Raw genomic sequence first — 24,801 nt, forward strand, 5'->3', positions numbered from 1 at the left:
CTGCCGATAGAAAATTAACTGAAATTAAGTGGTTTTAGGTAGCAAGTGGCCCCGCTACTCTATTAAAATAAAAACGAATTTTACCAAATGCGAATCCGACAAGGCGCGAATTTAGATATTTGCTTGAAATTCCTTTGGTTTTCTATAAAAGTTTTTTCATGAAATTCATTTGCAAAAAGTGTTTCATAATTTTATAATTCGCGTTTCCCCGACTTTCGGCTGGGTTATCTATTGTTTAAATTAGGTAAATTAAGCCCGACGAGAAGTCCAACAAAGAATTTTTTAAGCAAGAGATTATTATGCCAAGCGTAAAAGTTAGAGATACAGAACCATTTGACGTTGCACTACGTCGTTTTAAGCGTGCTTGCGAAAAAGCAGGTGTTTTGACTGAGTCACGTAAGCGTGAATTCTACGAAAAGCCAACTTGGGCTAAAAAACGTATGAAGGCTGCTGCAGTTAAACGTCTTGCAAAGCGTTTGTCTCGCGAAAACCGTCGTACTACACGTCTATATTAATTTGATTTGCCTATAATAGATTCGGTAAGTTAGTTAATGTCGAGTGAAATCAAAGCCAATCTGACTTCAGAAATGAAGGCAGCGATGAAGGCTAAAGAAAAAGAGCGTCTTACGGTTATCCGTTCCATGCTTGCAGCAATCAAGCAAGTTGAAGTAGATAATCAGACTACAGTAGATGACGATGCCGAAATTTTGCCAATCTTGGACAAAATGCTTAAGCAACGTCGTGATTCTCAACAGCAATATATGGATGCTGGGCGTCCTGAGCTTGCAGAGCAAGAAGCTTTTGAGATGACTGTCATTCAATCCTTCCTGCCTAGCCCTTTGACTGAAGATGAAATTTCAGGGTTGATTGACGAAGCAGTAGCACAAACCGGTGCCGCTTCGATGCAGGACATGGGTAAAGTCATGGGGTTGTTGAAACCTAAGATGCAAGGCCGTGCAGATATGGCAGAAGTGAGTAAGTTGATTAAAGCAAAACTCGCCTAATCGCTGGCAGACTGAAATTGATTTCATCTCGAAAAACCCGATAGTGAAAACTGTCGGGTTTTTTGCGTTTTAGGGGCTGTGTATTTTTCTGTGGATAAGGTGTGAACGAGACGGCTGATGGCTCAATCAAATAAAGGAAGTATCCCACGTTCGTTTATCGAAGATTTGCTTGCGCGCAGTGACATTGTGCAAGTGATTAACCAGCGTGTGCCTCTAAAAAAGGCGGGAACGACCTATAAGGCCTGTTGTCCATTTCATAGTGAAAAAACACCTTCGTTCAACGTTAATCCACAAAAACAGTTTTACCATTGCTTCGGTTGCGGCGCGAGCGGCGACTCCTTGAAGTTTTTGATGGAGTACGACGGACTAAGCTTTATTGAAGCGGTTGAGCAGCTTGCGGCAATGTCGGGTATGGAAGTGCCGAGAGAAAAGCTCACCCCAAAGCAACAAGAGCAGCAGCAGAAAACCAAAGATTTGTATGATGTGACCTTTGCGGTCGCCAAATATTATCGCTCTCAACTTCGCTCCCATCCTATGTCGGAACAGGCAAAGGCTTATCTTAAATCTCGCGGGTTAACTTCCGAAATCGCAAAAGAATTTGTCATCGGCTATGCGCCAGACGGATGGGATAACTTGGTTTCTGGTCTGCATGCAGATGAAGCCATGAAAGCCCAGTTGGTTGAGACCGGGATGTTGGTGAAAAAAGACAATGGTCGTGTTTATGATCGTTTTCGTAACCGTATCATGTTTCCAATCCGCGACGGGCGTGGTCGCGTCATTGCCTTCGGTGGAAGGATTATCAATCCTGAAGATCAACCAAAATATCTGAATTCTCCCGAAACCTCTATTTTTCATAAAACCTATACCCTTTACGGTTTGTACGAGATGCGTCAATCACGCCAAGCGTTCAACAATGTTTTGGTTGTTGAAGGTTATATGGATGTTGTTGCCTTGGCACAGTTTGGTATTCGTAATGCGGTGGCAACGCTAGGAACGGCAATTACAGCTGAGCATTTGGATATCCTTTTCCGTCAAGTGGATGATGTTGTTTTCTGTTTTGATGGTGATGAGGCCGGTAAAAAAGCCGCATGGAAGGCTTTGGAACTTGCGCTGCCGTTGTTGACTGAAACCCGTACGGTGAAGTTCCTGTTTTTGGATCAGGGGGAAGATCCGGATTCAACCGTCAGAAAAGAAGGGGTGGAAGGCTTTCAGCGACGAGTGACTCAATCCATGTCTATTTCCACATTCTTGTTTAATGGTCTTGAGGCAAAGCTTTCCATGCCGATATCTACTATTGAGGGGCAGCAGCAATTGATTTCGCTGTCAAAACCTTATATAGCACAAGCACAAGCTGCCATGCCGGACTTGCTGACAAAAGTGCTGTCGGAGAGGGTGGATTTACCAGTGTGGCGTTTGGGGCAAATTATGGGGCTACGCCTTGCCTCTACCCAAAAGAATCGAGATAAAAAGCCGGTTGAAATAACTAAGCTAAAAGCCAAGAGTATTGTGCTACAGATGTTTGCAGTGCTTTTCGAAAGACCGAGCTGGGGCAAGGTATTTGATGATGACTTTATGGCATTATTAACGGGGTCAGAAAATGCAGAGTTTCGTTTTTTTGCACGAGCCTTGTCAGTGCTGAAGGAAAATGGCTATTTGCTGGAATCTTGGGAGCGGTGGTTTTCTGATGCCAAGCGAGTCAAAGTGCTGGAGCAAATTAGAGCGATACCACTGAATGACGATGACGAATTTTTAAGCTCTTTGTATGAGCAGATAGCAATGCAAATTACCAATGAGCTGACAAGTGAGAGTGCGTTGAAAAAAACCACACCGGAAAATGTCGGGGATATGGATGCTTTGAGCGCTTGGTTCGAGTTGCAAAAATCCATTAAAAAATAAATTTAACTTGAATAATGCGTTTGCCGTCCCTACATAAAGAGGCGACAAATCTATAAAAATTAAGATCTTATTGGTACAAAAGTTTAAATTTATCTAAAAATTTTTAGTATAATTTGCGGTCTTGTTTTTTCTGGGTGGTTTCCGGATAACGGGGCTTTGGCGCAATAAATTGGGGCAAACATGACTAGAGTAGAAAGAAAGCAGCAATTAATCGATCTGATTGAAAGAGCAAAAGAATTAGGGTACTTGACCTTTTCTGATGTAAACGATGTTTTGCCTGATGATATTGAAGAAGACCAATTAGGCCAAGTCCTAACAATCCTGCGTGATTTCGGAATCCAATTATTCGATTCTGCGCCTGATTCTGATGAGTTATTGACAAAAGAAGGCGAGACTTTCGACGATGCTGCAGCTGAAGCAGCGATTCTGGCGTTGGCGGAAGTGGATGCAGAGTTCGGTCGTACCACTGATCCTGTTCGTATGTACATGCGTGAAATGGGGTCGGTTGAGCTTTTGACTCGCCAAGGCGAAGTTGAGATTGCCAAGCGTATTGAAAACGGCATCCGTGATATGTTGGCGTCCATGGCGCTTTACCCAGCAATGGCAACGGATCTTTTAGACTCTTTCGGTAAAATTGACGATGGTGAAGGTAAAATCGCTGACTTGATTCAAGGGTTTGTTCGTCCTGCAGATTTGGTTGATATTCCTGTTGAAGAGCTGTCTCCAGACAATGATTCTGGTGAGCCAAAAGAAGACGGGATTGACCAAGAAGAGTTGGATACATTTTTGGCGAACCTTGGTAAGCTAAACGAAGAAGTCTTGAAGCTTGAAGAGAAAAACGGCTATAACGACAAGAAATCCGTAGCCAAGCGTGCTGAGCTGGTTGAAATGATGGCGTCTGTGAAGCTATCACCAGTTTTCGTAAACCGTATTATTAAATCTATTAAATCCCGTATTTCTTCTATTCGTGAACAAGAACGTAATATCGTTAACTTGGTCATGCGTGAAATAGGTGTACCACGTCCTAAGTTCCTGGAAGCTTTTGTTGGTTCGGAAACGGATTACACAATTGTTGATCGTTTAATCGAATCATTCCCTGAGAAATCCGAAAAGCTTGAAGCTTCTCGTGCGGATATTAAGCGTGCGCAAAAACGATTGGCGATGATTGAAAAATCTGAAAAGATGCCAATCAACCTGTTCAAAGACACCTACAAAAACCTAAGTAAATTTGAAAGTCAGGCTCGCGTTGCAAAACGTGAGATGATCGAAGCTAACTTGCGTTTGGTAATCTCTATCGCTAAAAAATACACTAACCGTGGTTTGCAGTTCCTAGATTTGATTCAGGAAGGGAATATCGGGTTGATGAAAGCGGTTGAGAAGTTTGAATACCGTCGTGGTTATAAGTTCTCGACTTATGCGACTTGGTGGATTCGTCAGGCGATTACACGTTCTATCGCTGACCAAGCAAGAACTATCCGTATTCCGGTTCATATGATTGAAACCATCAACAAGCTGAACCGCATTCAAAGACAGTTGTTGCAAAAAATGGGTAGAGAACCGACTCCAGAAGAGTTGGCAGAAGAAATGGAAATGCCAGAAGATAAGGTTCGCAAAGTGATGAAAATCGCCAAAGAACCGATTTCTATGGAAACGCCTGTTGGGGATGATGAAGATTCTTCTTTGGGAGACTTTATCGAGGACTCAAATATCCTTTCTCCACAAGATTCTGCAGACTTGGAAGGTATGGGGGAAACCGTGCGTGAAATGCTAAGCACCTTAACGCCTCGCGAAGCGAAGGTATTGAGAATGCGTTTCGGATTAGGTATGAATACTGACCACACTTTGGAAGAAGTTGGTAAGCAGTTTGATGTAACGCGTGAGCGTATTCGTCAGATTGAAGCAAAAGCTTTGCGTAAACTTCGTCACCCAAGCCGTGCGGAACGTTTGAAAAGTTTCCTAGACTAGCCAAAAAGTCTTACGGTGTCTTTATATATGCATATAATAGGCACCGCTCAAAACCCGTTCTAGGGTTCACTTCTTATCTCGCCTCCTTAGCTCAGTTGGTTAGAGCACCCGACTCATAATCGGTAGGTCCTGTGTTCAAGTCACAGAGGAGGCACCATTTATTTCCTTGTAAAACAATGGATTATGTTTTTTTCAGTATTGATGTGCTTTATGAAATAATGAATTTTTAAATTTTTGTAGCATATATGTAGCGTTATATTTATTGATGTTTGCGTAATAAATTATCCATTTCGTTTTTTCTGTACCCATTTATGATAAGGGTCACTCCCAAGATAAATAGCTAATGTAGAATCTGACAAAGATTCAAACTCACGAGTTGAATGATATTGTGCGTGATTACTCCATGGCTCACCAAGGCTTTCCCATTTGTGCTGAAGAAACTCAGTGAATAATTCTATGCCTGTTAACAATATTACCCAATGTTTAGGCCTGGAATCTTTAGGAGTTCCTCTAGACCATTCAACAAAGTCACGTAAGCGTGCTTTCTCGGCTTCAGAAAAACCATCTTTGAGTACACTAATCACGATTATTGAATTTGGGAGCAGGCTTGCTGTTTTTTTCATTTTATTTAGGTCGTCGTCTTTTACGATGTCTTCACCAAAAGACTTGGCCTCTCCAATAATCAACCGTGGTTCACCATAGGTATCAAAGCGCTTTTCTTGAGGCACCCATAGTGCAAAATCAATTTCAGCTTTTTGTCCACCATTGTGTGTTAATTCCAGAGCTGTAGAAAAACTACTTGGGAAGTCATCAGTAGTCTTGAATGCAAAAAATCTAATGGTAAGTAAGGTAGTGTAGGCCCCTTGAGCATAATCTGGTAAAGAAAATGGGCCTATAACTCGGTATTTCCAATTTTGATTATTTGGTTTTAAATTACCCTGAGGAAATTTATACTCTTTCAAGCACCTTTGGCAGCGCAGGTTATAAGATAGTTCATCTAATCCATGCCAGTTTTTAGAACCGCAATGCTCACATTCGGATTCAATACCAACTTGAATGATATTGCGATCAATATAGTGAGGAAGTTGCAGCATTTTGTGAAATCCACTTTCTTGCTTGCGCTTAGTTAACGCATGCCACTGAGAAACAGATGCTGATTTGCCTTCAAAAATTTCTTCGATTGTGTCGCCGTTTTCAGCATTTGTTCGTTTTCTGGTACTGGTAGCGTGCTTGTTGATGAATTGAATGGTATCTTTATCATCGATTAAAAAAAGTCCCCAAAAACCGCGAAGACTATTTAGCATTTGTTTTGCGATGCGACCAGCCTCAGACAGCTTGATTTCGATGTTTAAACGTTTAAACCAGCTTGAAAATGCATGTTCATTGCTGATAAATGAAATGTAGTCACTTTCAGACTTATAGTCTTGGAGAAAAACCCATCCTTCTCTCCCGCATGAAAAAGAACTAATTCCAGTTAATGGCCAGCTTTTGTCAAAAGTGTTGAATGGCAAGCTCAGAGCTATATCTGAATCACCACTATCATATGTTGAAGATATTTGTATGACATTTGCCCAGCGCCTTCTTGAGCTACTGTATCGCTGCGAAAAGTGGGGGGTTAATGAATTGAATACACCTGTCAGGGATTTATTTTTTAATTCTATTTTTTGATTGGAGCTTTTTGAGGTTACTCGTGCCCTTTCGGGTTGAGTAATAAAGGTGTTTTGATAATTAACATTCCAGAGTTCTGTTCGAAACAATTTGCAAACAAAAGAGCCTTGAGGAAGATTTTGAAAAAAAGGTATTATTATCGCGTTAAATTGATCTTCAGAAATTGATCCTGCTTTTTCAATAGTTACATGGTGCATAACTCCATTATTATTTCCTCTTAATGGCCTATGGTAGTCTTTAATAAAATTTTCAAGTGATTCAGTTAATTCAGGTAGCCACTCTATTGGAACCGGGTAAACTGGACTAGGAAGGGTTCTTAAATTCCAGAAATCTATAATATCTCTATTGTTATGAGGATCTAATATATAAATTACTGCATCGTCATTCCAGGATCTAAATGTTTCTAAGTGTTTTTTTGTTACGGAAAATGGGGTTTCAAAATTATCAGAGTATAATTTTTTCCACAATTCAGGAGTAAATTTAACTTTTTGTGGATGGAAGACATCGAGATAGGATTGTTTGAAGTGATTGGCGTTTTCGTCCTTTGGATAACAACCTATGCAAGCTTCTGAAAATAAATTTTCATTTGAAGGGTAAATGGCTGGGAAGTCATCTCTAAGTTGAAATCTTCGTTCTGAAGCGTAGATATCTTCTAGGATGTCTGTTATTGATTGGCCTAATTGAGGTTCAAACGTGTCTCCTAATTCATTTTGAAGAAACTCGTTCAAGGAAACTACATCTCTTTCGAATCTTGGAGAGTTTCTAAATGCTTCTAGTCCAGCCTTTTCTAATAGACCTTCTTCACATTCTACGTATACATCAGGCTCAAAAAAATTGATATACCCCTGAAATATTTCTTTTTTTGATTTTCTAAAATCTGTTTTCCATTCCTTTGGAGTTCTGTTGTAAACAGGAATTATGGGGTTGTAGATTCCCCCCCAAAGGCAGGCGTTTAGCCTCATTATCTGTCTTAATGATTTTTTATCTGAAGGGTTAACCAAGAAACCAATTCTTGTAGGTCGTAATCTGATTTGAGCGTTTAATTCTGTCATTTACAATTCTGCTCTATTAAGTTTTGAGTTTGTAAAGAAGTCAAAAGAAATTTTGTGGTTTCAATATTTGGCTTTAAAAAAACATTGATGAATTGAATTTAAATGAACTTAGGCTAGCGGTCCTGCCGAGGCCAAGATGCTTGCAAACAGCGCCAATGTAACGTCTGCTATTGCAGATACAACATATTTAACGTGGTTTAATGCGTTTTTGTCCATATTGTCACCCCCCTTATCAGGATTTTGGCCTGATTCCAATGTTGTTAGCAATAAGTTTTTTATGTATAAAAAAATTATCAACAAAAAGATGGCAACTGAGGACAAGGCAACTATGGTGGGAGTTGAACCCACACCGTTCACCGCTAACCTAAATTCACTCTGTTTGGTTAGCTTCTAAGAAAAGTCGCGAGTTGTCAATTTTTTTGGTATAAACAGTACAGTTATTGATAGAACTCCAAGTTAAAGGAATCTTTTCTTTGAAAAGCTTCCTTTTTCCATTTTAAGTTTCGAGTTATCACCTCTTCTTTTCCAACCGTGAAACCTTTTAATTTTCTAATTGGTTCTTCATCAAAATAGCGTTGAGAAATTTCTCCTGTATCGTAATCAACTTCAAATTTATATAGTGCTCTTGCTGCTTGATCTTTACGTTTAACGAAAACGCCTCCCATAACGTTAACGAAATCACGCCAATTAGAATTAACAGCTGAACCGGTTATGTTGTGCAACGTTACGTTAACGTTATCATTAATGTTTAACGGTTTGTCTTTAAGTCTTCTTGCCTCTCTCCAAACAGAAACAGAGGGGCCACCTAACTGCTGAAACTGTCGAATGCCCCAACAAGCCGCCCAAGCATTAACGCGCTCAGCAGCTACAATTGGATTCTCACCATAAAAACCCTCTTCAAGGTCTGAACCATCAATATTCTTAGAAATGTACTTAGCGATGTATCCTGTAGCAGAACCTTTTGTTGGGTCAATTTTCGTTACTGTCAAGCGATGTTCTTTTGCCCCTTTTTCTTCGGGATCTTCTAAAAGGGCGTAGTGGTGAAATATTTCGACAAGTGCTTTTGATTCATTAACGTTAACGAAGATAAGTAGGTGCCAATGAGGTGTTCCATCATGATTAGGTTCAGCAACTCTGAAACCGTAAATGCGAATACCTTCTCTATCAAGTTTTGCTCTGATGCGTTGCCAAATATTATTTAGGTAATTTTGGGCTTCAAGAGGAGTGTGTCCTGCCCATTTAGGATTAGGGTCACCGGATTTACTAAAAGCACTATGATATTTTGAAGGACATGTAAGAGTTAGAAACAAGGCTTTATGTCCTTCAACTTTTGCACATTCTTCAAACCCCCTTGTTCTAACCATTAATTCAGCTTTTCGGATTTTGGGGTTTGAAATGCTTTTATCTGAAAGTTGTTTTAAAGAAAAGGTTTGTCCAAGCTCATTAGTTAAAAATGTAGAAGACATAGATCGTTCGTGACGCAAGTTTTGGAACCGTCTCTTCTTCACTACCCAATCACTGGAATAGATTTGCTTAGTCCGGCTAATTTGGTTTAGAAGCTGATGGATAGTTTCTACATTCCTAACTTGTGATTTTCGAAGTTTTCTCAACCACCAAATCGGATCACATAAACGTTTAATGTTAGCTTCTTTTCTTTCGTTAACATTAACGGAAACTCCATATTCTTTGGCGTAGTTAGTTAAATATTCAAAAGTTTCGTTAACGTTACGTTGAGGATTAGCGTTAACGTAACGAGAGCAGATTTCAGCTCGATTATTAGCAAGCTCCCTTAACGAATCTTCATTGTAGTTTAGTTTTAGGTTTTTCGGCTTAACACTTAATTTTCCGGAAATGCGTTCTTCGATTTCCAGTAAAAAAAGATTGGCATCCCTTCGAGTTGGTTTTTTCCGGTATTCACTAAATATAATTTTTTGAATTGGTACTGGAAACTTTGATAATTTTTCTTTTACAAAGTTTCGATCATCGGAAATTACCGGTAATAAATCTATAGTGTTTCCGGAAATCATTTTGACTGCTCCCCGGAAACGTTACCGGAAAGTTTTCCGGAAGTTTCCGGTAAATAGTACTTTTCCCAGCGAATGCCATATGAATAGAAAGTTTTGTATTTGAGAATCCCATCCCGGAAAAGTCGGGCGGTTAACGGCTCAATTCCGGAAACCGGGCAAGCTTCAGTTCCGGAAAATTTACCGAAAACAGGGCCCGGTTCCGAACATCTTTCGATAATGTTCCCTTTTTTAAACCAGTCCAGTAATTGTGTTTTTCTTTTTGCAAAGTTATTCATAGCAACCTCCGGAAACGTTACCGGAAATATCTTTACGAAAACTCTCTAGCCAATTATCTAAATCATCCTTTAGATGTACTGGTCAAGCAATTTCGGACACATCACGTTTATAATTTTCATATTCAATAGGACTCATGTCACCATTGCTTGTATGAAGCCTTTCTAAGTTGTAATAACGCATATACGCTTTCACATCGTCAATCATATGCTCATGGTTAGGTTGATGTACTTTGAGCAGCCAGTCATGCTTTAAACTGCCAAAGAACCTTTCAACCACGGCATTATCCCAACACGCGCCAACATCGCCCATTGAGGCTCGGATTTTGAATTGTTTCAGCTGCGCTCTAAATGCGTCACTGGTGTATTGTGATCCACGATCACTATGGAAGATCACCCCTTTGGGCGGCTTTCTAAGCCAGTAGGCTTGCTTGAGCGACTCAAGCACGAGTTCGGTGGTCATGCGCGGGCTGATTGACCAACCGATAATCCGGCGTGAGTACAAGTCCATCACCACGCTCAGGTATAGCCAACCCTGTGCGGTTTTTAAATAGGTGATATCACCGGCCCACACTTGATTCATGCCTGTGGGGTTAAAGTCCATGTTCACAAGGTTATCTGCCACAGCGTGGCTTGGGTCCCGTTTTGTGGTGACTTTGAATGCAACACGCTGTTCAACCTTTAGGTTTAAGATTTCCATTAACTTGATGACTTTGTGGCGCCCAACCTTAAAGCCTTCTTTACGTAATCGCTTCATCAGTTCTCGTGAACCGAGACTGTTTCGACTGGCTATAAAAAGGGCTTTAGCTCGCCGATACAGTCGCAGTTGTTCTTCGGTAATAATAGCCTTGGGACGCTTGATCCAATCGTAATAGCCGGAGCGGCTAAAACTCATCACCTTACAGCTTAATTTAACCGAGTAGCCTTCTTGCGCCAACGTATGGATAAACTCAAATCCTAGTGCATTTCTCGGGCGAAGAAGGCTGAGGCCTTTTTTAAAATGTCTTTTTCCATTCGAAGCCGCTTGTTTTCAGCTCGCAGCTTTTTGAGTTCTTCACGCTCATTATCGCTTAAGGCCGCACCATTGGTTTGCGCTTCAAGCTTGTCTTTCCACTTGTAAAGCAAGTTTGGATTAACGCCTAGCGCTTGCGCCGCTTCAGCAACGCTATAACCTTGTTCAGTGACAAGCGCGACCGCTTCTTGTTTAAATTCTTTGGTGTAAGTTTTATAAACTCGCTTCTGATTCATAACCACTCCTAGATTCGACAACATCTATTGTCTCTCATTGAAGTGTCCGTTTCCATTAGACCAGTTCAAGATAACGAATGGATCTGCCAATTTTTATAAATGGAGGAGCAGGTGTTCGGTTTATACGGTCCCCCTCCATTCTCGATTGACGGAGAAAGGATCGGCTCATACCGATGTATTGAGATGCTTCCTGTTCAGATAAAGCTCTTGAAGAAATTTTGTTGTTCATTTTTGTGTACCTCTGTATTGCTCGAAGTACACTTTAGGTTCACTTTTTCTGTTGTGAAGCTATGTACTGGTCAAGCAATTTCGGACACATCACGTTTATAATTTTCATATTCAATAGGACTCATGTCACCATTGCTTGTATGAAGCCTTTCTAAGTTGTAATAACGCATATACGCTTTCACATCGTCAATCATATGCTCATGGTTAGGTTGATGTACTTTGAGCAGCCAGTCATGCTTTAAACTGCCAAAGAACCTTTCAACCACGGCATTATCCCAACACGCGCCAACATCGCCCATTGAGGCTCGGATTTTGAATTGTTTCAGCTGCGCTCTAAATGCGTCACTGGTGTATTGTGATCCACGATCACTATGGAAGATCACCCCTTTGGGCGGCTTTCTAAGCCAGTAGGCTTGCTTGAGCGACTCAAGCACGAGTTCGGTGGTCATGCGCGGGCTGATTGACCAACCGATAATCCGGCGTGAGTACAAGTCCATCACCACGCTCAGGTATAGCCAACCCTGTGCGGTTTTTAAATAGGTGATATCACCGGCCCACACTTGATTCATGCCTGTGGGGTTAAAGTCCATGTTCACAAGGTTATCTGCCACAGCGTGGCTTGGGTCCCGTTTTGTGGTGACTTTGAATGCAACACGCTGTTCAACCTTTAGGTTTAAGATTTCCATTAACTTGATGACTTTGTGGCGCCCAACCTTAAAGCCTTCTTTACGTAATCGCTTCATCAGTTCTCGTGAACCGAGACTGTTTCGACTGGCTATAAAAAGGGCTTTAGCTCGCCGATACAGTCGCAGTTGTTCTTCGGTAATAATAGCCTTGGGACGCTTGATCCAATCGTAATAGCCGGAGCGGCTAAAACTCATCACCTTACAGCTTAATTTAACCGAGTAGCCTTCTTGCGCCAACGTATGGATAAACTCAAATCCTAGTGCATTTCTCGGGCGAAGAAGGCTGAGGCCTTTTTTAAAATGTCTTTTTCCATTCGAAGCCGCTTGTTTTCAGCTCGCAGCTTTTTGAGTTCTTCACGCTCATTATCGCTTAAGGCCGCACCATTGGTTTGCGCTTCAAGCTTGTCTTTCCACTTGTAAAGCAAGTTTGGATTAACGCCTAGCGCTTGCGCCGCTTCAGCAACGCTATAACCTTGTTCAGTGACAAGCGCGACCGCTTCTTGTTTAAATTCTTTGGTGTAAGTTTTATAAACTCGCTTCTGATTCATAACCACTCCTAGATTCGACAACATCTATTGTCTCTCATTGAAGTGTCCGTTTCCATTAGACCAGTTCACTAGCCGTGAATCTAATAGTGAAGTTTTTTTCAATTCTAGTGATTTTCTTTTAGTTAAACGAAATAGCATTTGAGGTTTTAATGCTGTGTCAGGCATAAAGATGATTTCTAGCAACATGATAGGAAGATGAATTAAAAGGCAAGTTAGAACTTCAAATGGCGTAATAATTAAAAGATCGAGAATCCGTCTTGGTATTGAGAAATTTGTTAGGAGTTGGCTTGTTCTAAGAAGGGAAAGGGGTTTGTATGCTTTTTGTTCAATTTCATCTTGGGTGAGTACTAGGATAATGTTTAGAAAAAGCCCTAGTATAATTGGTGCAAAAACTATAAAAATGACTGTGAGATAGTTTTTCGCTTCGCTGAAGTTGGCTAGACTTGAAACGTATGCCGCAATAATTAGTAGTGTCATGAGCCACAGTATAACTAGGCTGTTTTGAAGCCTGGTTTCTTTATTGAAACGTAATAGTTGGTCTAAGTAATAAATAGCCATTGTTGTGACAAATAAATAGATTAGATGAATTGCAACAACTCTCCAGTCATAAAAGTTTGTGCTATTTGGGATGTAAAAGTCTAATGAAAAAAGCAGAGTAAGTGTTGAAACAAAAAAAAGAACAGCTAACTTTTTTGTTGGTTTTTTTTTGAAGTGTAGTTGTGCTCCAAAATATGCAAATGTTATAAACCAGCTTGAAGCTAAATAGGTTAATAAATATGTTGCAAATATGTTGGATTTAAAAGAAATTATTTTTAAGCTCAGTAGGGCAATAAAGAGAAAAAAATAGTTGAGTTGTATAGATGCTGCAGTTTTGTTAAAAAGTTGTTTAACACTCTTTGAATTAATATTTGTAGGTTCCAGTACTTTGTTTCCAACTAAATAGGAAATCGCAGTAGCTGAAACACCTGATAAGGCTACTGGAAGAACTGAAGTCCAAAATGACTTTGTGTTTGACATCCATGTGAACTCGAAAATCTTCCCAATATAAATCATAACTTCGAATATAAAATAACTAACCCACAGCACAAAAAAAGGTAAGAATATAGACAGGGTTAATGGATAGATATAGCTTTGGAGATATTTTTTAAGTTGATACATTTTTACGCAGCTTTGAAACTCTATTAATAAATGTTCTTCGAGACATTGATCTTTCTTTTGAAATCCCTTTCCAAGCTATTCTTTCATTGCTGATCTCTTCAATAATTCCATATTGGTCATACTGTCGATCAAATATTTCTTGCTTTGATTCTGCCTTAAGGATATTCCAGATGTGGTCGGAGCGACTTATTCCATTGTTCATGATTTCAATGATTAGCTGATCTAATAGGCTCTGTGTTGATTGCTCTACCTGTTTTTGAATTTTTGGTGTATTCAGGACAGGGATTTCACTCTTTTTGAAGCGAAACTGATTAGGCTTTATTTTGATAGAACTACTTTCTATATTCGTGCTAAATTTTTCTAACGTTTCAGCCATTAGTTCTTTCCCGTGGCTGATTGCATCTGGTTCAGCATTAAATGCTTTAGCTGCGTTGACTATTTGTTCATAAAGTGGAGCGGTAATATCACTAACGGACTTAGGCTCTTTGCAAGAAAGAAAAGAGAAATCTGGTACTTCTGTGTATGGTAAATGGCTTGAATATCGGTCGTTAGGGTATTTGATGCTAGGAGCTTCACTGGACCAATTATGAATTTTTTGTGGTTCAGAAATTTCCACATAGGTCAAAGACACGGTTTTATTGTCATCCAAAATTTCAATTGCAGCAGTAGAATCAAAAGAGACAACCCCCTCGTACTGAAATGAACCTAAAGTTGAATACTTTTCGTATTGCTTAAATTTTGCTACAGCAAATAGCTTGTGTTGTGGAATCCATGCATATGCATTAATCTTTCCGGATCTTATCATTTCGATAACATCATACTTACTAATTCCTGGTAGATCCCCAGCTTCATCTAAGTGTAAAAATTCTCGTTCTAGAGTCATGTTTATAATCGTTTGTGAAGTTCCATTGTCGTTTAATGGTAAGTTATTCTAGATATAATGCAATTACAAATCAGGGAATAGACTTCAAAAAATTAGTTAAATCTAAGGGGCAAGTTGTGAAGAGTTTTTTATTAGGGACGATGCTATTGTTTGCGTGTGTAAATTCTGTTTTTGCATCTTTTGAAGATGTTCAAGGCGCTGTTTTCAGTGCCTTAAAAAAGAAAGACTATAAGGCGGCATACAATTTACTGGAGCCCTTAGTTGAAAAAGGCGATGTGCATGCAGAGTCGTTGCTGGGCTTGGAGTATCGATACGGGAAAGGAGGTTTTCCAAAAGATAATGAGAAAGCGTTATTTTTATTGACGAAGGCGGCGAACCAAAAAGATAGCTTAGCAAGTTTGGAACTTACATCTATGTATTTAAACGGAGATGGAGTTCCAAAGGATACTGAGAAAGCTTTTAAATACGCGAAGATTTCAGCTGAGCAAGGGGTAAAGGATGGTTATCCCAACGGAATGTATAACTATGGTTATTTTTTATTTAATGGTTTAGGTACAAAGCGTGATTATAAGAAAGCTTTTAATGCGTTTAAGAAAGCTTCCGACATGGGGCATTCAAAAGCACCATTCTATGTTGGCTTAATCCTCGAAAAGGGTTTGGCTGGGGGGAAAAAACCTAAGGAAGCATTTGCTTGGTACATGAAGGGTGCTGAGAGAGGGTATTACCGCAGCCAGAATAGAGTCGGCCAGGCTTATGAAGCTGGAGATTTGGTAAAGCGTGATTTTAATTTGGCAGTAAAGTGGTTCACAAAAGCATCAGAAAATGGGTGTAAGGTTGCGCAGTTTCGTCTGGCAAGATTATATGTGTTGAATAATAGCGAGTCCATACAGAAAAAGGGCGTGTCAATGTTGTTCAAACTCGCACAGGAAAATAATAATGGGGCTCAATATTATTTAGGGTTCTCATATAGAAATGCGAGGGGGGTTCCTAAAAGTAATGAAAGGGCTTTATTTTGGTTTAGAAAAACTGTAAACAACCATGGTGGCTATGAAAAATATGCCTCCTCTGAGATAGAAGCTATTCAGAAAGAAAAAACTGCTTGCTCAAGTAGATCGGTTGTAACATTATTTGGTGAACCATTAATTTGTGCATTAAGGGATAGTTTTAGTGAACAGATTAAAAAAGCAGGCGCAGAGGTTGCTAGAGAGGACTGGAAATACTTTGCAGATGTGTATAAGTCAGATAAGGTTTTAAAAGGTTCGAGTCAGTTGGACGTTTTTTATTATAAAGGGCAGTTTGCCGCAGCTAGATATGTTTTTCCTAGTAAGTCTGAAAGTGGTCAGATTTTAAAGGTCGAAAAACTGGTAGAAGATAAGTATGGTCATTATTCTAAAACAGAAAGCGATGAAAGTAAGGGCGTGGCATACTATCTATGGCAACTGAGTGATGGAGTCATTATAAGGGTTTTTCAGACAGGAATAAATTCTCCAGTATTGTTGGATTATATAAACCCCAAAATTGACGACAAGTTAAAGGCTGTGCAAAAAGCAATAGAAGAACAGAAAAAAGCCAAACAACAGGGGGCTAGTTCGGCGGTTTAGCCTAGCAGGTTAACTGCCTCAGCTTTATGCTCGGGTGCAAGGTGCGCATAGCGTAAAGTCATTTTAAGATCTGAGTGCCCTAATAGTTCTCTAACGGTATTCAGATCTACACCGAGCATCACAAGTTTACTTGCAAAGTGATGTCTAAAGTCATGAAATCTAAAGTTCTCAATTTCTGCTTTTTTGAGCAGTGCTTCAAATCTTTTTTTAACATCCTTAAATGGAATGCCGGGTTCAGATTCAAAAACAAATTCGCTATTAGGGTTTTGTGCTTTCCAATCTGTTAAAGCATCATAGGCTTTAGTGTTTAAAGGTATGTGTCTAAGCTTTTTGGATTTACTGTTTTCAGTGGTAATCGTTAACACTTTTCTATCCAGATCGACATTCTTCCATTTTAAAGAGAGGATCTCGCCTCGGCGCATACCCGTATTCATGGCAAGTAATAAGATGGGTTCAACGTGGTCTATAAACCTAACTCCTTCTAATGAAGGGAATAAGTCATAGCCTCTGGCTTGTCTAAATTCATTGGCGCTTTTTCTTGCGGTAATCGCTTCCTCATTTCGAATACGGACAGCATCTTCTAGAGCATTTTCTTCTTGTGGGTTGAGATAACGAACAACCGTGTTATCGAATTTAATCGCCTTAACCTTGTTTAGATCATGTTTTTCAATCACACCCCAATCGACAGCTCTAGAGAGTGCACCTTTTAAACTGTTGATATATCCGTTAATGGTGCTGGGGGTGAGTTGTGCTTTGACTTTACGGCTGCGTCATTTTTCAATTTGAAAAGGGGTGATCTTATCAATGTCGGTATCTAGGAACTCTTTGAAGGCTGATTTGATTTCATTAACAGTCTTGCGAGAAGTTTTTGGGTTTCTGGCTTCAAGAAATGGGAAATAGTTTTCTTCTAAGTAGCGGTCCAACCTTAAATGGTAACGGCGTTTGGTTTCCGCTTTGGCTTCTTTGCGTTCTTCTTGGATGTCTTTGCCCATTGCCACATCAGCAGAGCGAAGTTTTGCAATGTCTCTGGCTTGAACGGGGGTGAGATCGCCATGAGTCCCTATTTTATAGTTGTATTGCTGACCGTGAAGCCTGTAGAACAGATAATAGGTGATACGACCCGTTTTTGAAATACGTGCATGAAATCCAGAGATTTCAGTATCATTGATCCTCTGGTCCTCAATTTTTAACTCTTTTATGGTCGAAATGCTGATTTTACGCCGGATAGCCATATAATTTTTTGTAGCACATATGTAGCAAACTCATTATATTCTAGCGTATTTTGATGAACGAGGGTGAACAAATTAATTTATTGTAAGTTGTTGATATTGTTTATTTAATTGTTTATTGTTGTTCATGGTGGTTTTTCTGGATATAGTCCTTAATCTGGCTCATAATCGGTAGGTCCTGTGTTCAAGTCACAGAGGAGGCACCATTTATCTTGTCTTTGTTTAGTCTTCTCTATTAACGAGCGTGCCTCTTAAAAAGATATCCACGCCTTGATGAAGAGCGGTATCGAGCTCTTCTTGTGTTGTTTCAATGCCAAGTAAGCACTTCATTAGTGGTGCTTTGATCATTTCTAGAAGTTGGTTGGCTGCAATGTCGCAGTTCTGAATACGCATTTTGTTGCAGTTGACTTGTTTTTTCAGGTAGGAAGAAAGGAGGCGGTTGGCTCTTTGGGGGCCATGTGTATAGAAGATTTGTTGAATTTCCTGTTTATCAATGCTGTTTTCAGCAACAACGATTTTATATAGGGATAGTCCGTCAGGTTTGTGGGCGACACTTTGGAGTCGTCGGCCAAATTTCAGGAGACTGGTTCGGATATCGTCTGTCCAGACGTCTTCTGATTCAAAATCATCAAAAAGCTCACTGGTTTTGATTTTAAGTACGGCTTCAAATAAACCGAGTTTATTACCAAATAGTCTATAGAGTGTTCCTAAAGAACCGCCTGCTTCTTTTACAATTTCATTGACGCTTGCGCCGTCGTATCCATTTTTGAGGAATGCGGCAGTAGCAACTTCGAGAAGTTTTTGGTGTCTGGCAATGCCTCTTTTGGTGGTGCAAATGCAGTCAACACCTTTGTTAAAAGGGGCTTCTGAGCTGTCTGTTTGTTCGCAATTTGCGTTTTGAGTTTTCAATATATCTTCCATGGTGTAGTATTTTATCATTCATTTTTAAAAATAATCATTATTCCCTATAGACAAACAAAGTGTAATGTATGCTACACTATTATTCAAATTTAATTTTTTTATTTAATGGGATATTTATATATGTATGGCTTTAACTTTGTTGTGACAAGAAAAATGACTGTCGTTTCATTGGTTGCTGCTCTATTTAGTGCATCGGCTGTTGCTGAACAAAAGAGACCTCCAATGCCTGTCCCAGTTGTTGTTGTTAAGAAAACGGATGTACCTGTAACTTATGAATATCCTGCCAGAACGGAAGCTGCGCAGCAGGTACAGGTGGTTGCTCAGGTGTCGGGTATCTTGGAGAAGAAGTATTACCAGGATGGTGATAAGGTCAAGGCCGGGCAAGATTTGTATTTGATTGATCCAAGACGCTATCAAGCGAAAGTGACTCAAGCAAAAGCGCAAGTGGATGTTGAAGAGGCGAAAGTAAAGCAAGCCGAGCGTGAATACAAGCGTGTTAAAGGTTTGTATAAGAACAAGGCTGTGAGTGAACAGGAAATGGATAATGCGTTATCCAGTTTTGAGTTGGCACAAGCTGGGCTTGAGGGTGCAAAAGCGTCTTTGAGTGATGCGCAAATTGATTTGGGTTATACCAAAGTGAAGGCAGAGATTTCAGGTTTTACAAGTCAGAAACAACAGGATGTTGGTAGTTTGGTGGGGACTTCTGCTGCCAATAGCACGCTGACAACCATTACAAACCTAGACACAATTTATGCAAACTTTTCTATTCCTGATAATGATATGAATGAGCAGAGAAGTTTGGTTGCTTCTGGACAGCTAGCAATGCCAACGGATAGAAAGTTTGATGTTGAGATGGTTGGTCAAGATCAAAAAGTGATTGGCAAAGGTGTGGTTGATTTTACCGATAGTAAAATTGATACCGACACGGGTAGTGTGATGGCCAGAGCGACCTTTGAAAATGCAGACCATATTTTGTTGCCGGGTGAATTTGTACGTGTACGTTTGTCAGGAGCGAAACGACTAGGTGTGTTTACGATTCCTCAAAAGGCAGTGTTGCAAGTCGGGCAGCAGGCGTTTGTCTATGTTGTGAAAAATGGCGTGGCGAATTTGATGCCGGTGCAAATTGCGACGACAAGTGGTGATAAGTTCTTGGTGAACGGTGGGCTTAAAGAAGGTGATCAGGTGGTTACAGCAAACCTGATTAAGTTGCGTCCGAACACACCAGTTTCTCCTATTGTTCCAGACGCAGCGCCAAAAGCACAAGTGAATAAATAAAAGGGCGACTTCATGATTTCAAAGTTTTTCATTGACCGTCCGGTTATGGCGACGGTTTTTTCTGCAATTATTGTGATAGCAGGTTATATCGGCATGAAAGCATTGCCGATTGCCGAATATCCTCAGATTGTGCCGCCGCAGGTAAATGTGACAGCAACCTATCCAGGTGCAAACGCTGAAACTATTTCCAGCACTGTTGCCGCACCTTTGGAGCAGGCAATAAACGGTGTTGATAATATGATTTATATTAACAGTACCACGTCATCTGCCGGAACATTGAACTTAACCGTTACCTTTAAAATTGGTACGGATGCGGATAAGGCAACCATTGATGTAAACAACAAAGTGCAGAGTGCTTTGAGTCAGTTGCCGGAAGAGGTTCAGCGCTTAGGGGTGCAAGTGAACAAGCGCTCAACCAGTATTCTTAAGGTAATTGCGTTGTACTCACCGGACTCCAGTTTGGACACGGTCTTTATTGCCAACTATGGTTTGATTAACGTTTTAGATGACTTGAAGCGTATTCCAGGTGTAGGTGAGGTTCGTCAGTTCGGTAGTAAAAACTATTCGATGAGAATTTGGCTTAACCCGAACAAGATGGCGAAATATGGTTTAACGCCAAGTGATATCGCGACAGCTATCCGTGGACAAAACTCTCAGTTTGCAGCGGGTCGTTTTGGTCAAGAGCCGATGGATAATCCTCAGGCGTTTACTTACACGGTCACGACAGAAGGTCGTTTCAGTGATGTAAAAGAGTTTGAGAACATCATCCTTAGAGCAAATAAAGACGGTAGTCGTTTAAGACTGAAAGATGTTGCACGTGTTGAGTTGGGGGCGCAAGCCTATAACTTTAATGCGACTTATGATGGCAAGCCAACAGTTCCTATGGGGATTTTCTTGCAACCGGGAGCAAACGCCTTGGAAGTTTCCAAGTTGGTTGATCAGGAAATGCAACGTATGTCAGAGAAGTTTCCGGTTGGGTTGAAGTATGCCATGCCATACGATACGACAGAGTTTGTAAAAATCTCCATTGAAAAAGTTGTGCAAACATTGTTTGAAGCCTTGTTGCTGGTTGTGTTGGTGGTGTTCCTGTTCTTGCAGAACTGGCGCGCGACCATTATTCCTGTGTTAGCGATTCCGGTGTCGATTATCGGTACTTTTGCCGGACTTTATTTGCTAGGGTTTTCGATAAATCAATTAACACTGTTCGGGATGATTCTTGCGATAGGTATCGTGGTGGATGACGCCATTATCGTTATTGAAAACGTGGAGAGGATCATGTCCTCCGAAGGATTGAGTCCGAGAGAAGCAACAATAAAGGCGATGAAGGAAGTTACAGCGCCGGTTATTGCAATTGTACTGGTGCTTTCTGCAGTGTTTATTCCTGTTGCCTTTATTCAAGGTTTGACGGGGGAGATGTATAAGCAGTTTGCAATCACCATTGTTGTGTCAGTAACGATTTCCGGGATTGTGGCATTGACGCTGACGCCAGCACTTTGTGCGAACTTGATCAAAGCAGAGCATAAGGTTTCGGGTGGTTTCTTCGATAAGTTTAATGCCGGTTTTGGTTGGTTAACGGATAAGTTTGGTGCTGGTGTATCGAAAATCATGCGTTACAGCTTGTTGAGTCTGTTGCTGTTCATAGGATTAGGCGCATTGACGTATCAACAGCTGAGTTCTATTCCGAAGAGTTTGATTCCTCAGGAAGATAAAGGGACTTTGTTTGTACTGTCTTATTTGCCACCTGCCAGTTCATTGGCTAGAACGGAAAAAGTAAGAGACCAGGTTTCTGAGATTGTGCGTAAGCACCCTGGAGTTGAACATGCGATCAGTTTTGCTGGGTTTGACTTACAGACATTTGCAGAAAAAACAGATTCGGGTGTTTCCTTTGTTAAGTTGGCGCCTTGGGATGAGCGTGAAGCGCCAAACCTATCAGCACAAGCAATTGTAGGTTCTCTATTTGGGCAGTTGATGCGTGTTCCTGATGCGTTCTCAATCCCTATCGGTATGCCGACGATCATGGGCTTGAGTATGACAGGTGGTTTTGAAGTTTATCTACAGAACCGTAATGGTACTGGGTCGCTTGAATTGAGTAAGATCACAGATGAATTGGTTAAAAAAGCGAGTCAGCGTCCTGAGTTGAAGCAGGTGAGAACGACGTTCTCGACAAAGGTGCCTCAGTATCGTGCGGTGTTGGATCGTGAGAAGGCCAATGCAATGCAGGTGCCTGTTGACCAAGTGTTTTCAGCGATGCAGGCGACTTTTGGTAGTTTGTATGTCAACGACTTTAACCTTTATGGACGTACTTATAAGGTTAATCTTCAGTCTGAAGCGAAATACCGTGAAGGGCCTAGAGATATGTCGCAGGTGTTTGTGCGCTCTACGACAGGGAAGATGATTCCGTTAAGTGCATTGGTCTCATTCAAGCGCGTGACAGGGGCGGACATTGTTGACCGATTCAACTTGTTCCCTGCTGCTAAGCTGATGGGTGAACCAGCGCCTGGTTATACTTCTGGTCAAGCGCTAAAAGCATTTGAAGAAGTGGCTAATCAGGTTTTACCTGAAGGCTATACGCTTGGTTGGGTTGGTGAAGCCTTCCAAGAGAAGCAGGCTTCTGGTGCTGGTGCACAGGCCTTTATGTTCGGGTTGTTGTTTGTGTTCCTGATTCTTGCTGCGCAATATGAGCGTTGGACGATTCCGATCGCGGTTATTGTGGCGGTTCCGTTTGCAGTACTTGGTGCGTCAGTTGCAGTTCACTTGGCAGGATTGAGTAACGATATTTATTTCGAGCTCGGCTTGCTGACGCTGATAGGACTTTCTGCTAAGAACGCAATCTTGATTGTTGAGTTTGCGATGCAGAAACGTAAGGCGGGGATGGATTTGGTTCAAGCAGCAACCGAAGCCGCTAAGTTAAGGTTTAGACCGATTGTTATGACGTCTTTGGCATTCACCATCGGTGCGGTGCCACTTATGTTGAGTGAAGGTGCCGGTGCTGCAGCGCGTCATGCTGTAGGTACTGGAGTAGTTGGTGGTATGGTTGCCGCAACTTTCTTGGCACCTTTGTTTATACCGATGTTCTTTAGATGGGTTGCGGCGTTCTCTGAATACGTATCCAAAGAAAAGATTTCGGAAAAACATTTACCTAAAGAAGAGTCATTATGAGTAATTTCAAGTTTAAAAAAACCATGAAAATATTTTCACCTAAGTACTTAATGGTGATGACTCCATTGCTTTTGGCGGCGTGTAGTCAAATGCCTGTTTATGATAAGCCTAAAGTAGATATGCCAAAGGTTTGGGCGGAGTCTTTGCCGACATCTGTGCAAAAAGCTCAGATGACAGAAGAGCAGTGGTGGGATAGTTTGTCTGGCGATAAGGTTTTGTATCAGCTAATTGAAAAAGGCCGTGCGCAGAACAAAGATATACAAATTGCTGTTTTGCGTCTCAAGCAGGCACGATCCTATCTGACTCAGGCGCAGGCTGGTAGCTACCCTGAGCTTGATGCGACGGCAGGTGCATCGCGCACAAAATCTAGTAACCAGGCTTATCCTGTTGGTCAGGGCGCTGAGTACAACAGTTATTCTTTAGGTGGCTTGTTGAGCTATGAAGTTGATATTTGGGGAAGAGTTTCTTCTCTGAAAGCTTCAGCTGAGGCAAATCTAAAGGCGACTGAGGCTAATAAGGATGCTGTCGACCTGAGTGTTACGGCAGCAATCGCGAATGCATATCTTAATTTGAGAGCACTGGATCACTCTGTCATTCTTGCAGAGGATACTGTGACTTCTCGTAAAGAGGCGCTTGAGCTAAGAAAGAAACAGTTACAACTTGGAAGTATTACCCCTTTGTCTGTTCAGCAGGCAGAGGCTGAATTGGCTTCGGTTGAAGTGTCTTTATATAAATTAAGAGAGCAAAGAGATTTGCAGCGCCATGCTTTGTCCTTATTGTTGGGTGAATCTCCAGAGAAAATTATGCTGGATAGCGAAAAGCCCGATGGTAAAGAATTCAAAGACCATCAGGTATTATCTGTACCAATGGGCGTGCCTTCAGATCTTTTGTTAAGAAGACCAGATGTTATTGCTGCGGAGCAAAATCTTATTGCTGCGAATGCTAATATCGGTGTTGCGCGAGCATCTCTATTCCCAAGTATCAGTTTGACCGGTTTGCTAGGAGTTCAAAGTGAATCCTTATCCAACCTGTTTAAAGATGATGCGTTTAACTGGAATGTTGGTGCGAGCTTAACTGCGCCGATATTTGATTATGGCAAGAGAAGAGCGGATGTTGAAATCAGTCAGGCTGAAGAGAAGGCGATGTTGATTCAATATCAAGATACTGTTCGTAAAGGCTTTGCTGAAACGTTGGATGCATTGACGAAATATCATGCAAGTCAGTTGCAGCTTGAAGCACAGAAAAGGCAAGTAACTGCTTTGGCAAACTCGCTTGATCTGGCGAAAAAACGTTTTGACGCTGGATACTCAAGTTATCTTGAGGTGCTTGATGCACAAAGAAGTTTGTTTAATGCACAACTTTCTTATGTGAACACCAAGCTGAATCACTACACGTCTTTGGTTAGTATCTATAAAGCCATTGGTGGAAACTGGACTCTGAAGAGCTAAAATCTGCCAGGTTGGGTATTTGGAAAAACCGCTAAATGGCGGTTTTTTCGTATGAGGAGTTTGTAAGTTGTTGATAGTTTTGGTTGGGTGGTAGAAAACGTAAAAAAACTGTAAAAAAGTTAGTGATAGGGCTTGCAAAGATTTCCAGAGTGATTAGAATACGCATCTCTTTCGGAGACACTCTGAAAGAAGTTAAAAACCGATTGAAAGTTTAGAAGTTTGAATCGGGTGTTTTTTGAAAAGATCGAGTTAAAATTTTTCAAAAAACGGAAAAATTAAGTTGACGAGTTAGAGAAAATAAAGCTATAATTCACAGCTTAACGACAGCAAAAATGCTTGGAAAATTCGAGTCTTTTTGCCGGACTTAGTTCTTTAAAAATCAGGTAATACAGAGATAATTTATGTGGGAGCTACTTAAGTAAGTAGTTGCTAAAAACATAAATATCTCGACAACTATGTATATGGTTAATTGTTGAATACTTAGGTATTTAATAATACATGTACCTTGTTAATTTCGAGTGTTTAATTTGTGT

Annotated in this window: 18 protein-coding genes and 1 tRNA gene; 9 read left to right on the top strand and 10 right to left on the bottom strand. The window is 40.8% G+C overall.

Going from position 1 to position 24,801, the window contains the following annotated elements; translation table 11 throughout:
• Positions 1-299: 299 nt before the first annotated feature.
• From rpsU to HVMH_RS02290, 5 genes are all read left to right on the top strand, one after another.
• Complete coding sequence (rpsU, locus tag HVMH_RS02270; protein ID WP_029910194.1) at positions 300-515, top strand: 30S ribosomal protein S21; 216 nt, start codon at positions 300-302, stop codon at positions 513-515.
• Between the two features lie 36 nt (positions 516-551).
• Positions 552-1,004, top strand: coding sequence for a GatB/YqeY domain-containing protein (locus tag HVMH_RS02275; RefSeq protein ID WP_029910192.1), 453 nt, complete (start codon positions 552-554; stop codon positions 1,002-1,004).
• 117 nt (positions 1,005-1,121) lie between these two features.
• Complete coding sequence (gene dnaG / locus HVMH_RS02280; RefSeq protein ID WP_029910190.1) at positions 1,122-2,900, top strand: DNA primase; 1,779 nt, start codon at positions 1,122-1,124, stop codon at positions 2,898-2,900.
• Between the two features lie 180 nt (positions 2,901-3,080).
• Positions 3,081-4,865, top strand: a complete 1,785-nt coding sequence (gene rpoD, locus HVMH_RS02285) for an RNA polymerase sigma factor RpoD (protein ID WP_029910188.1) — start codon at positions 3,081-3,083, stop codon at positions 4,863-4,865.
• A gap of 80 nt (positions 4,866-4,945) precedes the next feature.
• Positions 4,946-5,022, top strand: a tRNA-Ile gene (locus HVMH_RS02290).
• Between the two features lie 124 nt (positions 5,023-5,146).
• On the opposite strand, the gene HVMH_RS02295 is transcribed toward HVMH_RS02290, so the two are convergent.
• The 7 genes from HVMH_RS02295 to HVMH_RS02325 form a co-directional block, all read right to left on the bottom strand.
• Complete coding sequence (locus tag HVMH_RS02295; RefSeq protein WP_029910187.1) at positions 5,147-7,585, bottom strand: hypothetical protein; 2,439 nt, start codon at positions 7,583-7,585, stop codon at positions 5,147-5,149.
• Between the two features lie 437 nt (positions 7,586-8,022).
• Positions 8,023-9,612 carry a replication endonuclease gene (locus HVMH_RS02300; RefSeq protein WP_035628890.1) on the bottom strand — a complete coding sequence of 530 codons (1,590 nt, stop codon included), beginning with the start codon at positions 9,610-9,612 and terminating at the stop codon, positions 8,023-8,025.
• The gene (locus tag HVMH_RS02305; protein WP_029910180.1) at positions 9,609-9,887 is read right to left on the bottom strand and encodes a hypothetical protein; all 279 of its coding nucleotides are present in this window, start codon (positions 9,885-9,887) and stop codon (positions 9,609-9,611) included. The genes HVMH_RS02300 and HVMH_RS02305 overlap by 4 nt, the downstream gene beginning before the upstream one ends.
• 82 nt (positions 9,888-9,969) lie before the next feature.
• Positions 9,970-11,132 (bottom strand): IS3 family transposase gene (locus HVMH_RS02310; RefSeq protein ID WP_155988733.1). Its coding sequence is split into 2 segments (ribosomal slippage): positions 9,970-10,868 and positions 10,868-11,132, totalling 1,164 coding nucleotides; the frame shifts between segments, so codons are not numbered across the junction.
• Between the two features lie 299 nt (positions 11,133-11,431).
• Positions 11,432-12,594 (bottom strand): IS3 family transposase gene (locus tag HVMH_RS02315; protein WP_155988733.1). Its coding sequence is split into 2 segments (ribosomal slippage): positions 11,432-12,330 and positions 12,330-12,594, totalling 1,164 coding nucleotides; the frame shifts between segments, so codons are not numbered across the junction.
• A 24-nt stretch (positions 12,595-12,618) separates the two neighbouring features.
• Complete coding sequence (locus HVMH_RS02320) at positions 12,619-13,611, bottom strand: hypothetical protein (RefSeq protein ID WP_155988740.1); 993 nt, start codon at positions 13,609-13,611, stop codon at positions 12,619-12,621.
• A gap of 127 nt (positions 13,612-13,738) precedes the next feature.
• Positions 13,739-14,635, bottom strand: a complete 897-nt coding sequence (locus HVMH_RS02325; RefSeq protein ID WP_029910176.1) for a hypothetical protein — start codon at positions 14,633-14,635, stop codon at positions 13,739-13,741.
• A 35-nt stretch (positions 14,636-14,670) separates the two neighbouring features.
• On the opposite strand from HVMH_RS02325, the gene HVMH_RS02330 reads away from it, so the two are divergent.
• The gene (locus HVMH_RS02330; protein WP_081849415.1) at positions 14,671-16,236 is read left to right on the top strand and encodes a tetratricopeptide repeat protein; all 1,566 of its coding nucleotides are present in this window, start codon (positions 14,671-14,673) and stop codon (positions 16,234-16,236) included.
• On the opposite strand, the gene HVMH_RS11785 is transcribed toward HVMH_RS02330, so the two are convergent.
• From HVMH_RS11785 to HVMH_RS02340, 3 genes are all read right to left on the bottom strand, one after another.
• Positions 16,233-16,910 (bottom strand): tyrosine-type recombinase/integrase, encoded by a 678-nt coding sequence (locus HVMH_RS11785; protein WP_197942627.1) that lies wholly within the window; start codon positions 16,908-16,910, stop codon positions 16,233-16,235. The genes HVMH_RS02330 and HVMH_RS11785 overlap by 4 nt on opposite strands.
• Before the next feature lie 96 nt (positions 16,911-17,006).
• Positions 17,007-17,468, bottom strand: a complete 462-nt coding sequence (locus tag HVMH_RS11790; protein WP_197942628.1) for an Arm DNA-binding domain-containing protein — start codon at positions 17,466-17,468, stop codon at positions 17,007-17,009.
• Positions 17,469-17,687: 219 nt separating this feature from the next.
• Positions 17,688-18,374, bottom strand: a complete 687-nt coding sequence (locus HVMH_RS02340) for a TetR/AcrR family transcriptional regulator (RefSeq protein ID WP_174403343.1) — start codon at positions 18,372-18,374, stop codon at positions 17,688-17,690.
• A 165-nt stretch (positions 18,375-18,539) separates the two neighbouring features.
• On the opposite strand from HVMH_RS02340, the gene HVMH_RS02345 reads away from it, so the two are divergent.
• Genes HVMH_RS02345 through HVMH_RS02355 form a run of 3 tightly spaced genes read left to right on the top strand, consistent with a single transcriptional unit; the run spans position 18,540 to position 24,268 of the window.
• The gene (locus HVMH_RS02345; protein WP_162178148.1) at positions 18,540-19,661 is read left to right on the top strand and encodes an efflux RND transporter periplasmic adaptor subunit; all 1,122 of its coding nucleotides are present in this window, start codon (positions 18,540-18,542) and stop codon (positions 19,659-19,661) included.
• 12 nt (positions 19,662-19,673) lie between these two features.
• Complete coding sequence (locus HVMH_RS02350) at positions 19,674-22,820, top strand: efflux RND transporter permease subunit (RefSeq protein WP_029910163.1); 3,147 nt, start codon at positions 19,674-19,676, stop codon at positions 22,818-22,820.
• A complete protein-coding gene (locus HVMH_RS02355) occupies positions 22,817-24,268 on the top strand; it encodes an efflux transporter outer membrane subunit (RefSeq protein ID WP_051623019.1) in 1,452 nt (483 codons plus the stop codon). The genes HVMH_RS02350 and HVMH_RS02355 overlap by 4 nt, the downstream gene beginning before the upstream one ends.
• Positions 24,269-24,801: the final 533 nt, after the last annotated feature.

This window comes from Hydrogenovibrio marinus, assembly GCF_013340845.1.
Taxonomy (GTDB): Bacteria; Pseudomonadota; Gammaproteobacteria; order Thiomicrospirales; family Thiomicrospiraceae; genus Hydrogenovibrio; species Hydrogenovibrio marinus.

What these genes read in the sequence shown, in the direction of transcription:
- HVMH_RS02350 (WP_029910163.1), top strand. Translation starts at nt 19,674, where the DNA reads ATGATTTCAAAGTTTTTCATTGACCGTCCGGTTATGGCGACGGTTTTT.
- HVMH_RS02330 (WP_081849415.1), top strand. Translation starts at nt 14,671, where the DNA reads ATGGTAAGTTATTCTAGATATAATGCAATTACAAATCAGGGAATAGAC.
- dnaG (WP_029910190.1), top strand. Translation starts at nt 1,122, where the DNA reads ATGGCTCAATCAAATAAAGGAAGTATCCCACGTTCGTTTATCGAAGAT.
- HVMH_RS02355 (WP_051623019.1), top strand. Translation starts at nt 22,817, where the DNA reads ATGAGTAATTTCAAGTTTAAAAAAACCATGAAAATATTTTCACCTAAG.
- HVMH_RS11790 (WP_197942628.1), bottom strand. Translation starts at nt 17,468, where the DNA reads ATGGCTATCCGGCGTAAAATCAGCATTTCGACCATAAAAGAGTTAAAA.
- rpoD (WP_029910188.1), top strand. Translation starts at nt 3,081, where the DNA reads ATGACTAGAGTAGAAAGAAAGCAGCAATTAATCGATCTGATTGAAAGA.
- HVMH_RS02345 (WP_162178148.1), top strand. Translation starts at nt 18,540, where the DNA reads ATGACTGTCGTTTCATTGGTTGCTGCTCTATTTAGTGCATCGGCTGTT.
- HVMH_RS02325 (WP_029910176.1), bottom strand. Translation starts at nt 14,635, where the DNA reads ATGACTCTAGAACGAGAATTTTTACACTTAGATGAAGCTGGGGATCTA.
- HVMH_RS02305 (WP_029910180.1), bottom strand. Translation starts at nt 9,887, where the DNA reads ATGAATAACTTTGCAAAAAGAAAAACACAATTACTGGACTGGTTTAAA.
- rpsU (WP_029910194.1), top strand. Translation starts at nt 300, where the DNA reads ATGCCAAGCGTAAAAGTTAGAGATACAGAACCATTTGACGTTGCACTA.
- HVMH_RS02295 (WP_029910187.1), bottom strand. Translation starts at nt 7,585, where the DNA reads ATGACAGAATTAAACGCTCAAATCAGATTACGACCTACAAGAATTGGT.
- HVMH_RS02300 (WP_035628890.1), bottom strand. Translation starts at nt 9,612, where the DNA reads ATGATTTCCGGAAACACTATAGATTTATTACCGGTAATTTCCGATGAT.
- HVMH_RS02275 (WP_029910192.1), top strand. Translation starts at nt 552, where the DNA reads ATGTCGAGTGAAATCAAAGCCAATCTGACTTCAGAAATGAAGGCAGCG.
- HVMH_RS02320 (WP_155988740.1), bottom strand. Translation starts at nt 13,611, where the DNA reads ATGTCAAACACAAAGTCATTTTGGACTTCAGTTCTTCCAGTAGCCTTA.